This is a genomic window from Enterococcus sp. AZ095a (assembly GCF_050546735.1).
GTDB lineage: Bacteria > Bacillota > Bacilli > Lactobacillales > Enterococcaceae > Enterococcus_D > Enterococcus_D entomosocium.
In genome coordinates, this window is record NZ_CP172953.1 from 1,960,831 (window position 1) to 1,974,948 (window position 14,118).

Genomic DNA, 14,118 nt, shown 5'->3' on the forward strand with positions numbered 1-14,118 from the left:
AAAAAGGGCTACTGACTATTACATCAGTACCCCAAAAAAATGTCGTCTTATCCGGATAGAAGCGAATCACTAAAAAAATCAGCGATCTGCTGCGACAAAGGAACTAATAATAGGCATGACAAATGGGTATGCTGCTTTTTGCACCATACAACAACAACAGGTAGTTTGTGTGTTGAAGTTCGTCATGTCTTGTTCCCTCCTTTAATTTGCTTGTTATCAAAATAGCACGACTCTTTTTTTTTGTCAAATATTTTTTTTAATCAACAAGTATCGATCAATGAACGATTATAAAATAACATTAAAGAGGATAATAAGCAGTCACATAGGCATCCACGGCTTTGATCGCGGCTACAACATCTTCTGCGGATACCGTGAACGGCATATTGTGAATCGTCTCCCCTTCGATGGTTGCTTGTTTACCGACTTTCATAAGCTCTGCATCGCTAACATCAGAAAGATGCATTTCAGCTAATGTCGTTGGTAATTCCAACGCCTGATACAACTCAATATATTGGTCAATTTCATCAGGATCCGCGTTTTCCAGCATCAATTGTGTAAGTGTCCCGTAAGCAACTTTCTCCCCATGAGTCAAATCATGGACGTCTCCTTCAAGGGCTGTCAAGCCATTATGGATCGCATGAGCTGCTGCCAAACCAGCACTTTCAAAGCCTAAACCACTTAACAGAGTGTTGGCTTCCACGATTTGTTCAAAAGCTTCGGTAACGACTTGTTTTTTATTTGCTTGATAGGCTTTCAGTGCATTCTCAAAAAGAATCTCTTCGCATTTTTCAGCGATTGCCATGCCGGCAATTGGTTGAATACCACCCACCATATTCTTACTATGGCTTCGGGCAACGGCGCGTGCTTCGACATAGGTTGCTAGTGCATCCGCAATACCCGCTGCAAGTAATTTGGCAGGCGCTTTCGCAATAACGGCTGTATCCACTAAGACAAGTTCAGGGTTTTTGTTGTAAAAACGATATTTTTCAAAGCGACCTTCATCTGTATAAATAACAGAAAGTGCCGAAGTTGGTGCATCAGTAGAAGCGATCGTTGGCAAAACAGCAATCGGTATGTTTAATTCATCCGCAACAGCTTTCCCAGTATCGATGGTTTTCCCGCCACCTAATGCAGCAATTACTTCAATGGATTCGCTTTTGGCTTTAGAGACGATACGATCGATTTCATTTGCAGAAGCTTCTCCACCAAAAATTTCTTTTACCGGACCTAAATCAGCCGCTTTGAGATTTTCAAATAAATCTTCCCCGGCAATTTTCCAAACTGTTTCATCGGTCAAAAGCAGCACTTTCTTTCCTAGATCTTTAATGTGAGATAAACCATCCTTCAATACTCCTTTTCCTTGAACGTATCGTGACGGACTCGCAAATATTCTTTCCATTGTATCTCCTCCTTCAATTGGTCTACTTTTATTGTGACACACTAAGCAAGCGATTTCAAAGGAAAAGAAAAAAAGATGGCCAAGAAGATTCGATTCTCGCACATACTGCACATTTATAGCCATACAAACACTCATGCCCTTATAAAACTGATGGTTTTATAAGGGCATGAATTGGATTATTTACTTGTTATTTCTTTTTCCCACCAAAAGCATCTTTCATTTTATCAAAAAACCCTTCTGGTTGTTGTTCGGTGGTTTCATGACCACTAGCTTTTGCATAAGCCCGCAATGCTTCTTTTTGTTCCTCATTTAAGTTCTTAGGTGTGATCAGCTTCACTTTGACTTGTTGATCGCCATTGCCGCCTCCCCGTAAGCGAGGTGCTCCTTTACCGCGTAAGCGGAAGTTCGTACCTGTTTGGGTCCCAGCTGGGATTTTTAACTTCACATTCCCGTGAACGGTTGGCACATTGACCTCATCTCCTAAAGCTGCTTGGACAAAGTTCAACGGCAACTCGTAATAAATCTCTGAACCGTCACGATCAAAAATATCACTTTCTTCCACACGGAAAACAACGTATAGGTCCCCATAAGGACCACCATTGGTTCCAGCTTCCCCTTGGCCAGATAAACGCATTTGTTGTCCATCTTCGACACCTGCAGGCACGTTGACTTTTACATTATGTTTTTTCTTTTCATGGCCAGTACCATGACAGGTTGTACATGGTTCTTTGATTTCTTTCCCAGTTCCATGACAAACATCACAGGTTTGACGGCTCATTACACGACCAAGCGGTGTTTGACGTTCAACATTGATAGTACCTGCACCATGACATTTATGACAGGTTTCTGGTGAAGTACCTGGTTTTGCCCCGTTCCCGCCGCAGGTATGACAGGTTTCTTCACGATTGTATTGAACAGTTTTTTCCACTCCGAAAATCGCTTCTTCAAAGGAAAGATCAACCGCATATTGCAAGTCTGCTCCTTGTCGAGGTGCATTAGGATTGGCTGCTCTGCCGCCTCCACCACCAAAAAACGATTCGAAAATGTCTTCAAATCCACCAAAACCGCCACCGGAGAATCCGCCACTGTTAAAGCCGCCGAATCCACCGCCATAACCGCCTCCGTAGTTCGGATCGGTACCAGCATGACCATACTGGTCATAAGCAGCTCTTTTTTGGGAATCACTTAATATTTCATAGGCCTCAGAAATCTCTTTAAACTTTGCTTCTGCATCAGGTTCTTTATTGATGTCTGGATGATATTGTTTTGAAAGCTTACGATAAGCTTTTTTGATTTCGTCATCCGAAGCCCCTTTTTGTAGACCTAAGACCTCATAATAATCTCTTTTGTCTGCCATTGGCTTCCCTCCACTCTATTCTTGCGTCTCTCGTATTTTAGCATATAATTCGCTCTAGAAAAATACGTTTCGCAAATTCATAAGAAAAAGCCAAAGCGGTGACTTTGGCTTTTTCACAAACAGCGATTATTTATCGTCACCGTCTACTTCTTCAAAGTCGGCGTCAACCACATCGTCTGCGCCGCCTTGTGCAGCTTCTGGATTTTCTTGTGCTTGTTGTTGTGCTGCTTGTTCGTATAATTTAACGGTTAAGTTTTGTACGATTTCATTCAAAGCATCACGTTTCGTTTTCATTTCTTCTAAGTTGTTTGCTTCAACCGCAGCTTTCAACTCATCACGAGCTTCTTCCGCTTTTTTGACTTCGTCTGCATCCACTTTGCCTTCAAGCTCTTTCAATGTTTTATCAACAGTGAACAACAATGCATCGACGTCATTGCGTAGATCAACTTCTTCTTTGCGCTGTTTGTCGGCTTCAGCATTTGCTTCAGCATCTTTTACCATGCGTTCGATTTCTTCATCTGATAAACCTGAAGATGATTTGATCGTGATTTTTTGTTCTTTTTGTGTACCTAAATCTTTTGCAGAAACATTAACGATCCCATTTTTATCGATATCAAATGTTACTTCGATTTGAGGGATGCCACGAGGTGCTGGTGGAATATCCGTCAATTGGAATCTTCCTAATGTTTTGTTATCAGCAGCCATTGGACGTTCCCCTTGCAAGACATGGATATCAACGGCTGGTTGATTGTCTGCTGCAGTTGAGAAGACTTGTGATTTACTTGTAGGGATCGTTGTGTTACGATCGATCAGTTTTGTGAAGACAGCACCCATCGTTTCGATACCTAATGATAATGGTGTAACGTCTAGTAAGACAACATCTTTCACATCCCCAGTGATCACGCCACCTTGGATCGCAGCCCCCATCGCTACCACTTCATCTGGGTTTACTGATTTGTTTGGTTCTTTATTGGTTTCTTTACGTACAGCATCAACTACTGCCGGAATACGAGTTGAACCACCAACTAAGATCACTTCGTCGATTTCTGATTGTGATAGACCAGCATCTTTCAAAGCTTGACGTACTGGAATTTTTGTACGTTCTACTAAGTCTGCTGTTAATTCATCAAATTTCGCACGAGTCAAGGTCATTTCCAAGTGCAATGGACCAGCATCGCCAGCTGTGATAAACGGTAAGCTGATTTGTGTACTTGTTACACCTGACAAGTCTTTTTTCGCTTTTTCAGCAGCATCTTTCAAACGTTGCAAAGCCATTTTGTCTTTTCCAAGATCAATGCCGTTTTCTTTTTTGAATTCTGCTACCATGTGATCGATGATTTTGTTATCAAAGTCATCCCCACCTAGGTTGTTGTCCCCAGCAGTTGATAATACGTCAAAGACGCCATCACCTAATTCAAGGATCGATACGTCGAAAGTACCGCCACCTAAGTCAAAGACCAAGATTTTTTCATCTTTATCTGTTTTATCTAACCCATAAGCTAAAGCTGCGGCAGTTGGTTCATTGACGATCCGTTCTACTTCAAGACCGGCAATTTTACCAGCATCTTTGGTTGCTTGACGTTGTGCATCGTTGAAGTATGCAGGAACAGTGATGACTGCTTTTTCAACTTTTTCCCCTAAATAGTCTTCAGCAAATCCTTTGATGTATTGAAGAACCATTGCGGAAACTTCTTGTGGTGTATACGATTTGCCTTCAACTTCTACTTTGTATCCAGCTTCACCCATATGGCGTTTAATAGAAGAAATCGTATTAGGATTTGTCACTGCTTGGCGTTTTGCAACTTCCCCTACTTGGATCTCACCATTTTTGAATGAGACAACAGAAGGTGTGGTACGGTTTCCTTCTGGATTCGTAATGATTTTTGCTTCGCCGCCTTCAAGGACAGCAACAGCTGAGTTTGTTGTTCCTAAGTCGATACCGATAATTTTACTCATAAGTAATACACTCCCTTTTTTAATTTAAACATCTACTTATAGATAGAAAGAACTATTGTGCAACGATGACCATGCTTGCACGCAAGACACGATCATGCAATTTATACCCTTTTTGCAAGACAGTAACGATTGTGTCTGCCGGTGTTTCATCAGAGGCAGGTACAGTCTGCACCGCTTGATGCAAGTTCGGATCGAACATTGCACCTTCAGCAGGAATCTCTTCGATTCCCTCTTCTTTTAAGGCTTGACGCAGACTTTCAAGAACCATTTCAACGCCTTTTTTCAAATTCGCCGCTTGGTCTTGATCGACATCTGCTGCCATCGCTCGTTCCAAATTGTCGATTGCTGGCAACAGTTTTTTGCCAAGATCTTGCGAGCGGTATTTTTGTAAAAGTTCCCGCTCGTTGCGGTTACGTGAAGTGATATTTGCGATCTCTGCACGAGCACGCAGGAATTGATCTTCCAATTCATTATTCTTTTCTTGCAAAAGTTCCAATTCGCTTTTTTCCACTGCTTCTTCCTCTGGTTGAGGAGTCTGTGCTTCAGTTTCAGTTGATTCATTTGAAGATTCAGTTGTTTCTGCGGTTTCTTCAGCAGATTTATCTAATTCTTCATCTAAACGCTCTTCTTTTTCCGTCACGTTTCAACCATCCCTTCTACGATTTGTTTCATTGCCGCTTATTCATTGGCAGCGTCTAATGCGCGATAATAATCGGCCAATTTTTTTGCTAACTCGCCTCGAAAAACTTCCATCAAACCAAACATCCGTGAATACGGCATACTTGATGGACCTAATAAAGCGATCGTTCCTTGTCCATGACCTTCGATTTCATAGCTAGCTTGGATCAAACTCATATTTTGTAACAAGTCATTACCAAGCTCAGAGCCGATTCTGATTTGAATCGCAGAATCTCTTGGCGCCAGCAGCTGTGTCAGCTGATCTGCATTTTTCATAAATGAATACATCGATTTGAACTGACTAACATCTTGCGTCGGTTCAAAATCCAGAAGATTCATTCGCCCGCCGACGAAGATTTTTTCTTCAAAAATGTGGCTCAGCATCGTATCAAAGAGATCAACGATTCCGTCAGTCGTTTGAAAATACTTATGCAGAATCATAGGAATCTCTGTTCTTAAACGATGGTAGACCGTCATTAGAGGCTCACCGATCAATTTGTCGTTGATGATCCTTACCATTTTTTCCAAATCTTCGCTGCTCATCGATTCAGGAAGAGTAAAGACTTGATTTTCGACATTCCCTTTATCCGTCACGATGATCGCGATGATCTGTCGTGCATTCAATGGGACGATTCGAAAACCGGTCAATTTCCTTTCCTTCATATCTGGCCCGAGAGACAACGCTGTATAGCTAGTCAAGTTGGACAAGATCGTGGCAGACTGCTGGATGATTTCATTGATTTCATGAAAATCTTTTCCAAAAGAATGACGAATGGTTTGAATTTCGTTTTGGTCAACTTCCGATGGCTTCAATAAGTGATCAACGTAATAGCGATACCCTTTTATTGACGGCACACGCCCTGAAGATGAATGTGTCTTTAACAGAAGTCCAGCTTCTTCCAGCGCCTTCATCTCATTACGAATGGTGGCAGAGCTAGCTTCAACCCCATCTTCCATCAATCGCTTCGAGCCCGTGGGCTGACCAGTATTCGTATAATTTTGGATGATGAGGTGTAAAATCATTTGTTGTCTAGGTGTCAACATTTTATCCACTCCTCCGTTAGCACTCATTCCTATTAAGTGCTAACACGATTATAAATATACCATATTTGCTAGGAATGTCAAGTATTTGCATCACTTTTTTAGCACTCTTTCTAAGAGAGTGCTAAAAAAGAAATCAAAAAAAGAAGCAGCACGAAATGGCTACTTCTCTTACTCGTTCTTTCTTATTTTTCTCCATCCAAGAGAAATGCTTCAAACACTTCGTTGCCAATAAACATCCCAGCTTTCGTTAAAAAGACACGGTCACCTTGACTAGCCAACCAGCCTTTTTGAATCAACTGTTCGCTCGTTGAACCATAGATTTCCTGAAAAGACTTCCCGAATTTTTCTGCAAACTGTATTTTTGAAATGCCGACCTTTTTACGAAGGCCTAAAAACAGTTCCTCTTCCATTTGATTGCTGGTTGTCAATTCTTCGATTTCGTGGATTGGCAACTGATTTTCCTGTAATGGTTTCAAATAATGCTGGATTGGACCTTTGTTCTTATAGCGAGTCTGTCCAAGATACCCGCTGGCGCCTGCCCCAAAGCCAAAATAATGTTCATTGTTCCAATACACTAGATTATGTAAGGACTCATACCCTGGTCGTGCAAAATTACTGATTTCATATTGGTTCAATCCAGCTTTTGTCATCGCGGCGATCGCCTCATCAAACATCTGCGTTTCAGCTTCTTGAGAAGGCAGTGCCATTCTCCCTTGGCGAACCCAGTTCATAAACATGGTTTTGTTTTCTAAAATCAAAGAATACATCGCATAGTGAGGCAACCCGAGATCAATCGCTCGCGTCAGTGTATCACGGAAGCTTTCTATGCTTTGTCCCGGAAGTGCATAAATCAAATCGATCGTCACATTCTGAAAATCATGTTTTTCCAGCAGCTGAATAGTTGAATAAACATCTTCAGCGGTATGCTTGCGGCCAATTTTTTTAAGCAAGCGATTATCAAAGGTCTGGACCCCCATCGACAAGCGATTGACTTGATGATTTTTCAAAACCAGCATTTTTTCTTCACTCAAATCACCAGGATTTGCTTCCACTGTAAACTCTTTGGTTGTGTGTGTTGGCAGCAATTCATGCACACCTGAAAGCAATCGATCCAGTTGGTTCGCCGAAAGCGACGTTGGCGTCCCGCCGCCGATATAAATCGTTTTCGCCTCATTGAGAGGCTGACGCAAGAGGGTCAGCTCAATTTCTTTTAGTAACGCTTCGATGTACTCATCCACTGGCTGCCCTTCTAAAAACACTTTGTTGAAGTCACAGTAGTAGCAGATATGTTCACAGAAAGGTATATGTATATACGCAGAAATATTTTGCGCGCTTTTTGTAGATGGATCGTTTATTGTTTGACCTTCAGGCATTCCTAAGTAATTCTCCTCTACCTTCTTTTTTGCTCCCACCGCTGAGAGCACCGGCACTCATTGTAGCATAGTTCTTAGAATTCTCCTATCACTTGGACTATTTTTAAGCAAGAAAAAACACCACTTCCAAGAAGTGATGTCTTTAAATATTCATAGAAAAAATAAAGAGCACTACTCTTATTAAGTACGGTAAAATACCGCTTTTGTTCTTATCCCGCCCAGAAAAAAATCTGTTTGTTACAAGAACTAACACTTCCCCCAAACTGTTAACGCCACAATAGATAAGCTGTTGTTGACGGCTTACTTAACAAGAGCAGGACTCTTATTCATGAAAGACAATTGCTTGTCTTATCTGACTTAAGTATACCTTTTTAAAAAAATTAAGTCCTATCATCTTTTTCACCAGTCTATGAAAACGATGAGAATCTTCACCTTGGTAACAGTTATAAAATGTGCAGCAAAATATCGATCAGATAGCGGATCAACCGATACGCAATAAATAAGAAGAAAATATTTCCCAGCAAGAATTGAAAGACATTGCCAATCGATCCCTTAAAGGAGCGAAAACTGAAATAACGCGACCAACGATTGAACCCGTTTTGGCGGTTTCGTTTCAAACGATACGCTTCATCATACTTCATCTCCAAGAGGTCATAATAAAAAATCATCAAGGGTTGTTGCACAAAGAAAACTTTTTTATAGCCTGCCATCAACGTGTACTGCTTATTATTGGAAGGAAAGTTGCGATTGCCGTTTTTCTTCACGCGCATCGTTGTTCCATCATTCATTTGGAACGCATAATGATCCTCAAATTCTGTCAGTTGATGAATTTGCGGCACCTGATTTTCTTCTTCGAAAGCAAGTACGACCTCACTCGCTCGCTGATAAAGTGAAACCAACCACGCCATTATGCCTAGCAATATAACTAGCAAAATGATATTTAAAAGCAAACTTTCTTGTAACAAAAGTAAATAACCTAAGATAATCAAAATCGCCACACCAAGGGCAATCATTCTTCTACGGAAATAACTGCGATACATCAATTCAAAAGAGCGCCGATAATAGGCAAAATCTTCTTTAACAAAATCCATTTTTTCCACATCTTTCTGTGTTTAGGTTGCTGATAATGTATCAAAGATCCTTTTGAAAGTCAATTTCCCTCAAAAGTTTCAGCGTCTGATTTGTTTCAAACAAGAAAACGTTTTATAATGGAAGATGTAACAAAAAAAAGCGATGAAAGTAGGTTGAGATACGTGATATTACAAGAAACATTTACCTTGCAGAACAAACTGGCAATTCCTAAGATTGGCCTTGGAACCTGGCAATCTTCTCCAGAAGATGCTTACAACGCAACAAAATTTGCCATTCAAAATGGTTATCGACATGTCGATACAGCGGCAGCTTACAAAAACGAAGAAGCGGTTGGGAAAGCTGTGCGCGATTCAGGCGTTGCCCGCGATGAAATTTTTGTTACCACGAAAGTACCTGCTGAGTTAAAGACCTACCAAGAAGCGGTTGATAGCATTGATGCTTCTCTAAAAAAACTTGACTTAGGGTATATCGATTTGATTTTGATCCATGCCCCTCGTCCTTGGAAAATCATGGGAAACAATCCAGAAAACAAAGATTTTTATCTTGAAAACATCGATGTTTGGAAAGCATTAGAAGAAGCCTACTTAAGTGGAAAAGTAAAATCGATTGGTGTTTCCAACTTCGATCAAAAAGATTTGCAAAATATTTTTGATCATTGCGATGTGAAACCGATGGTCAACCAGTTTATTTACCATATTGGCCGCACAAATGAAGAACTATTGACATTTTGCAAAGCGCACGAAATTTTAGTGGAAGGCTATTCACCAATCGCTACTGGTCGTTTACTCGATAACGATGCAGTGAAGACGATTGCTGAAGCCTATGGAAAATCTATTCCACAACTTTCAATTCGTTACTTGCTACAAAAAGACATTCTGCCATTGCCAAAATCCGTTCATGAAGAATACATTGCTGACAATGCCAAAGTTGACTTTGAAATTTCTGAAGAAGACATGAAGAAATTGGATGAGTTGCAAGCTTAAGAATACTTGCGTTTAATTGAAAAAAGCAGTCCGATCAAGTCCAGTAAATGCTGGTCATGGATCGGGCTGCTTATTTTCTTCTACAACTCTGTTTAGAAAAACAACCGTTTCTTAGTCTGTTAAAACTGAATTCTTCTTATGTTAGTTGTTCAAAGGTACCCCACACTTTTACTTCTTGTTCTTCTACCATTGTTCTGCCTTTTGCTAGAACCGTTTCTACTGCTAATGAGTCTTTGTTCAGCAAGCAAATATCAGCATCCATCCCTGCTGCAAGACGTCCCTTTTGATCAAGCTTCAATACTTTCGCTGGATTGGAAGTGATTGCTCGAATGGCGATCTCCAATGGAATCTGCTCTTTTTGGACTGCTTCTTTAATGCCTACCATCAGCGCTCGCGAACTGCCGACACCCAGACCTATGAATTGATTGTTTTCATCAAAGTACGGGAGGCTGCCTTGCCCATCAGAGGTCATGGTAAATTGATCCAGGCCGATCCCTTCTGCTAACAAACGTTTCAATCCTTTACTGAAGCGAACCTCATCGTCTTCTTTTTCCCAGAAATCAGGATCTTCACTCGCCGTAAAATCAATCGTTCCACCCATTTTTGCAAAAGCAATACTTGCTTCGAAAAGCTCGCTGGTCCGATTGGCATGTGTCGGTAAAAATTGGCTGATTGGAATCTCTGTCTCTTCGATGGTTCGTAAAAGCAGCTCATATTTTTTCTTTCCTCCACCTAAGTGGACGTTTACGATACCTGCTTTTCCAGAAAGCATCCCACCAACACGAGCATCCGCAACCGCGCGGGTAAATTCTTCGAAACTTGGTTGTGAAGAACGATGGTCAGAAACGGCAATTTCACCGATACCAATAATTTTATCGATAGTCAAAAAATCTTGGATGATGGAATCCGTGACGGGCGCCAAAGGCAATCGATACGAACCGTCATAAAGATAAGTCGTGATGCCTTCCGCCTCTAGTCCACGCGCCTTACTGATCAAGGCAGTCATATCTCTGCCTACTCCGTCAGTACCTAAACAGCCAACCACTGTCGTTACTCCTGCAGAGGTCAATTGACTCAATTTCACTTCTGGTGTCCGGTTTTGAAAGCCGCCTTCCCCGCCACCTCCTAAGATATGAAAGTGGCAGTCAATAAAGCCGGGCACAGCGAGTAACCCTGTGCCATCGATTTCTTCAAGAGGAACACCTGAGAATCCTCCTTCAATCGAATCTTGAATAGCAATGATCTTGTCTTCATTTAATAAAATATCTTTTTTTCCTAAATAGTCAGGAGCGTAAACCTCTGCTTGTCGTATCACCTTCATAAGTGCTTCCTCCTTGTGCCTGATTGCTTCTTATTGCAAGCCGATTGCGACCGCAATAAAGATAAAAATCGTTCCTAATACAAATAAGAAACCTTGCATTTTGATCTGGAATTTCGCCCATTTCACCCATTCGATTCTTGCGACACCCAAGACACCGATCAGACTTGCCGATACTGGAGTGAAGGCATCCATAAAGCCCGAGCCTAATTGATAAGCTAAGACAGCGATCTGTCTAGAGACACCTAAAAGATCGGCTAATGGCGCCATGATCGGCATGGTTAATGCAGCTTGACCTGAATTTGAAGTCACGATCAAATTGAAGAAGCTTTGGAAAATGTACATGAACCAGGCACCAATAAATGCTGGAACATTGCTTAACAAACCGCCGATGCTGTGCAAAATCGTATTCAACGCTGACGGCACATTGGCATCAGAACCGCCGAGAACCAGAAGAATCCCTTTGGCCATCCCTACAACGATTGCAGTTCCTGCCAATTCTGAGGCACCAGATTGAAAGGCACTCGCCACATCATTCAAGCCCATATTTTCTAATTTGAAAAGAACCGCTATGATTCCTGCCCCTAAGCCCATAACAAAGAATTGAGAAGCAATCTCGGGAATATAGTAGCCTTTCTGCGTCACACCCCATACGATCCAGATCAAAACCGCCAGCATTTCAACCAAGATCAATTTATGACCTAATAAAAATGGTTTTTGCTCACTGGAGGTTTTTTCAAGATGATTTCTAAAATACGCATCCGATTGATACGTTAGCGATTTCTCAGGATTCTTGCGAATTCTTTCGGCATAGATCATGAGGTACCCTGCGGATAGTGCGGTAACCACGACCCACATGATGATTCGGAACGTTGCGCCTGAAAGAACGGGAATACCTGCGATCCCTTGAGCTACTGCCACACTAAACGGACTCATCCACGAGGTGGCATTTCCAATCTGGGAGGCGACATAGGTGACGGTGACCGCCACGATCGAATCATACCCCAATGCGATCACGAAAGGCACCATGACCATCGAAAACGGAATGACTTCTTCTGCCATCCCAAAGGTAGCGCCCCCAAATGAAAAAGCAAAGAACAACAGCGGCAATGCCAAGCGTTCTAATCCACGAGTTTTGCTGATAAATGCAAAGATCCCCGCATCAATCGCTCCGGTTTGCATGATAATACCAAACGCACCACCGACCACTAGGATCAGTGCTGCGATCCCAACTGCTGAGCCGTATTTATCACCAGAAACCAATCCTTCAAAAACAAAATTTAAGAAGCCGAAACCGTTAAAGTCATCAGTTCCCCAAACCTTGGCTGTTTTGTGCAGTTTTTCAGAAGTATCATAAATTTTTTCGCCGTAAAGACTGTAAAGCGTGTCATCGGTCAGTCCCACCTCATCTAATTGACTCTGGGACAACTCTTTAGGCCCTTCAGCTAGAACAGCTGCTAAAGCCTCAGGATCGACATCTAATTCTTCCAACTCTTGTGGATCGTCTTCCAATTGATTCAACTGTTGATAGACGTATTCGTTATCTAACGGGTAGGCATAACGAAACGAATCTTGCATCAAGACCGTTCTGGTACTTATTTCCCCATTTGCATCGGTATACTCGATTTCTTGTGTACTGAATTTTCCAGCGGGAACTAAGAAAGTCAGCAACCACGCCAACAATACGACCCCAAAGATGATGACATACGTATGAGGCGTTTTCATTTTAGTTAAATCTTTCTTTTCTTTCCCCTTTTTCGCTTTTTTTCCAATTGTCACTTTTTCTCTCCCTTTCCCTTTGCAGCGTTCTGCATAAATTATCATTTTTGCCTATTTTTTAGTATATCGAAAAAACGTTTTTTCCTCATGGGGAAAGCATTAGAATTCAAATAAACTACGTTATAAAAAGAAAGAAAAAGAAAAAGTGAAAAGAAGCCAGAAACGCTTCTTTTCACTACGAATGCTTAGTTTTCTTCAGAAAGCCCATCAAAATAAGTTTCAGTGTCTCGTTCATCTTGCTTTAATTGTTCGATCAACGCTTGTGCGCCATTGAAAGCGACTTGATCACGTAAGAAATGATGCCAGCGGATCGCCACGGTTTCACCATAGATATCTTGGTGAAAATCAAGAATATAGATTTCAACTGTTAACTGGCGCCCCTGACCAAACGTATCATTGTGACCAATCGATCCCATCGATGGATACCACTTGTCACCGACTTTGATTTCCGTCACATAGACGCCTTCTTTTGGCAACCGAACGGTGCTCTTTACTTTGATATTCGCGGTTGGAAACCCAAGTTCTCGTCCTCTAGCATCACCGTGAACGACGGTTCCTTCAAATTCATAAATATACCTTAACAAGCGATTGACTTGTGCCATATCGCCATTTTGTAGGGCAGAGCGAATGCGTGTGGAGCTAACCTTTTCTTCATCAAACGATTCTTGCGCGACAGTCACAACTTCAAAACGATTTTCTGCATATGTTGGTAACAGCGCCATGTTGGCTATCTCTTTCTTGCCGTAGGTATAGTCGAATCCAGCAACAACAACTTTTGCATGCAGACCGATCATGTATTCATCCACAAACACCTGTGGTGCCAGATTTGCAAAAGCAGAAGTAAACTCAATGATATAAAGAATATCTACTCCAAGCTTTTCCATATGCGCTTCCTTTTGAGCCAAGCTGGTCAGGTATTGCATTTTTTCAGGATCGACTTTTTGAAAAACGATCGAGGGATGTTGATTAAAGGTCATTAATGCCAATTTTAACCCTTTTTCTTCTGCGATCTTTCGTCCTGTTTCAATGACTTTCTGATGACCTAGATGTACGCCATCGAAAAAGCCTAACACTAAGACGATCTCCTCATCAGGAATCGTTTCGTGATCATAAGGGTGTCTCATTTCAATGATTTCCAT

11 protein-coding genes are annotated in these 14,118 nt (G+C 41.6%); 1 reads left to right on the top strand and 10 read right to left on the bottom strand.

Going from position 1 to position 14,118, the window contains the following annotated elements; all coding sequences use genetic code 11:
• Positions 1-298 precede the first annotated feature (298 nt).
• The 7 genes from IGJ26_RS09080 to IGJ26_RS09110 form a co-directional block, all read right to left on the bottom strand.
• A complete protein-coding gene (locus IGJ26_RS09080) occupies positions 299-1,399 on the bottom strand; it encodes a glycerol dehydrogenase (RefSeq protein WP_087664081.1) in 1,101 nt (366 codons plus the stop codon).
• A 187-nt stretch (positions 1,400-1,586) separates the two neighbouring features.
• Positions 1,587-2,756, bottom strand: coding sequence for a molecular chaperone DnaJ (dnaJ, locus tag IGJ26_RS09085; protein WP_005235650.1), 1,170 nt, complete (start codon positions 2,754-2,756; stop codon positions 1,587-1,589).
• 126 nt (positions 2,757-2,882) lie between these two features.
• Positions 2,883-4,712 (bottom strand): molecular chaperone DnaK, encoded by a 1,830-nt coding sequence (dnaK, locus tag IGJ26_RS09090; RefSeq protein WP_005235649.1) that lies wholly within the window; start codon positions 4,710-4,712, stop codon positions 2,883-2,885.
• A gap of 52 nt (positions 4,713-4,764) precedes the next feature.
• Complete coding sequence (grpE, locus tag IGJ26_RS09095; RefSeq protein WP_010748105.1) at positions 4,765-5,352, bottom strand: nucleotide exchange factor GrpE; 588 nt, start codon at positions 5,350-5,352, stop codon at positions 4,765-4,767.
• A gap of 38 nt (positions 5,353-5,390) precedes the next feature.
• On the bottom strand, positions 5,391-6,434 hold the full coding sequence (gene hrcA, locus IGJ26_RS09100) for a heat-inducible transcriptional repressor HrcA (RefSeq protein WP_005225934.1): 1,044 nt from the start codon (positions 6,432-6,434) through the stop codon (positions 5,391-5,393).
• Positions 6,435-6,616: 182 nt separating this feature from the next.
• Entirely contained in the window at positions 6,617-7,807 is a 1,191-nt protein-coding gene (gene hemW / locus IGJ26_RS09105) for a radical SAM family heme chaperone HemW (RefSeq protein WP_008378119.1), read from the bottom strand.
• A 443-nt stretch (positions 7,808-8,250) separates the two neighbouring features.
• The gene (locus tag IGJ26_RS09110; RefSeq protein WP_005235640.1) at positions 8,251-8,898 is read right to left on the bottom strand and encodes a hypothetical protein; all 648 of its coding nucleotides are present in this window, start codon (positions 8,896-8,898) and stop codon (positions 8,251-8,253) included.
• A 117-nt stretch (positions 8,899-9,015) separates the two neighbouring features.
• Here IGJ26_RS09110 and IGJ26_RS09115 point away from each other — a divergent pair, with 117 nt between their 5' ends.
• Entirely contained in the window at positions 9,016-9,882 is an 867-nt protein-coding gene (locus IGJ26_RS09115) for an aldo/keto reductase (RefSeq protein ID WP_005235638.1), read from the top strand.
• 136 nt (positions 9,883-10,018) lie between these two features.
• Here the strand turns inward: IGJ26_RS09115 and iadA are convergent, their stop codons facing one another.
• The 3 genes from iadA to ribF all read right to left on the bottom strand — a co-directional run bounded on the left by iadA (position 10,019) and on the right by ribF (position 14,118).
• Entirely contained in the window at positions 10,019-11,203 is a 1,185-nt protein-coding gene (gene iadA / locus IGJ26_RS09120; protein ID WP_016620344.1) for a beta-aspartyl-peptidase, read from the bottom strand.
• 30 nt (positions 11,204-11,233) lie between these two features.
• Positions 11,234-12,925, bottom strand: a complete 1,692-nt coding sequence (gene yfcC, locus IGJ26_RS09125) for a putative basic amino acid antiporter YfcC (protein WP_176273503.1) — start codon at positions 12,923-12,925, stop codon at positions 11,234-11,236.
• 239 nt (positions 12,926-13,164) lie between these two features.
• Complete coding sequence (gene ribF, locus IGJ26_RS09130; protein WP_194199627.1) at positions 13,165-14,118, bottom strand: riboflavin biosynthesis protein RibF; 954 nt, start codon at positions 14,116-14,118, stop codon at positions 13,165-13,167.

Excerpts from the sequence above, each read along its gene's own strand:
- iadA (WP_016620344.1), bottom strand. The coding sequence starts at position 11,203 with ATGAAGGTGATACGACAAGCAGAGGTTTACGCTCCTGACTATTTAGGA.
- yfcC (WP_176273503.1), bottom strand. The coding sequence starts at position 12,925 with ATGAAAACGCCTCATACGTATGTCATCATCTTTGGGGTCGTATTGTTG.
- hemW (WP_008378119.1), bottom strand. The coding sequence starts at position 7,807 with ATGCCTGAAGGTCAAACAATAAACGATCCATCTACAAAAAGCGCGCAA.
- hrcA (WP_005225934.1), bottom strand. The coding sequence starts at position 6,434 with ATGTTGACACCTAGACAACAAATGATTTTACACCTCATCATCCAAAAT.
- IGJ26_RS09115 (WP_005235638.1), top strand. The coding sequence starts at position 9,016 with ATGGAAGATGTAACAAAAAAAAGCGATGAAAGTAGGTTGAGATACGTG.
- IGJ26_RS09110 (WP_005235640.1), bottom strand. The coding sequence starts at position 8,898 with ATGGATTTTGTTAAAGAAGATTTTGCCTATTATCGGCGCTCTTTTGAA.
- dnaK (WP_005235649.1), bottom strand. The coding sequence starts at position 4,712 with ATGAGTAAAATTATCGGTATCGACTTAGGAACAACAAACTCAGCTGTT.
- ribF (WP_194199627.1), bottom strand. The coding sequence starts at position 14,118 with ATGGAAATCATTGAAATGAGACACCCTTATGATCACGAAACGATTCCT.
- IGJ26_RS09080 (WP_087664081.1), bottom strand. The coding sequence starts at position 1,399 with ATGGAAAGAATATTTGCGAGTCCGTCACGATACGTTCAAGGAAAAGGA.
- dnaJ (WP_005235650.1), bottom strand. The coding sequence starts at position 2,756 with ATGGCAGACAAAAGAGATTATTATGAGGTCTTAGGTCTACAAAAAGGG.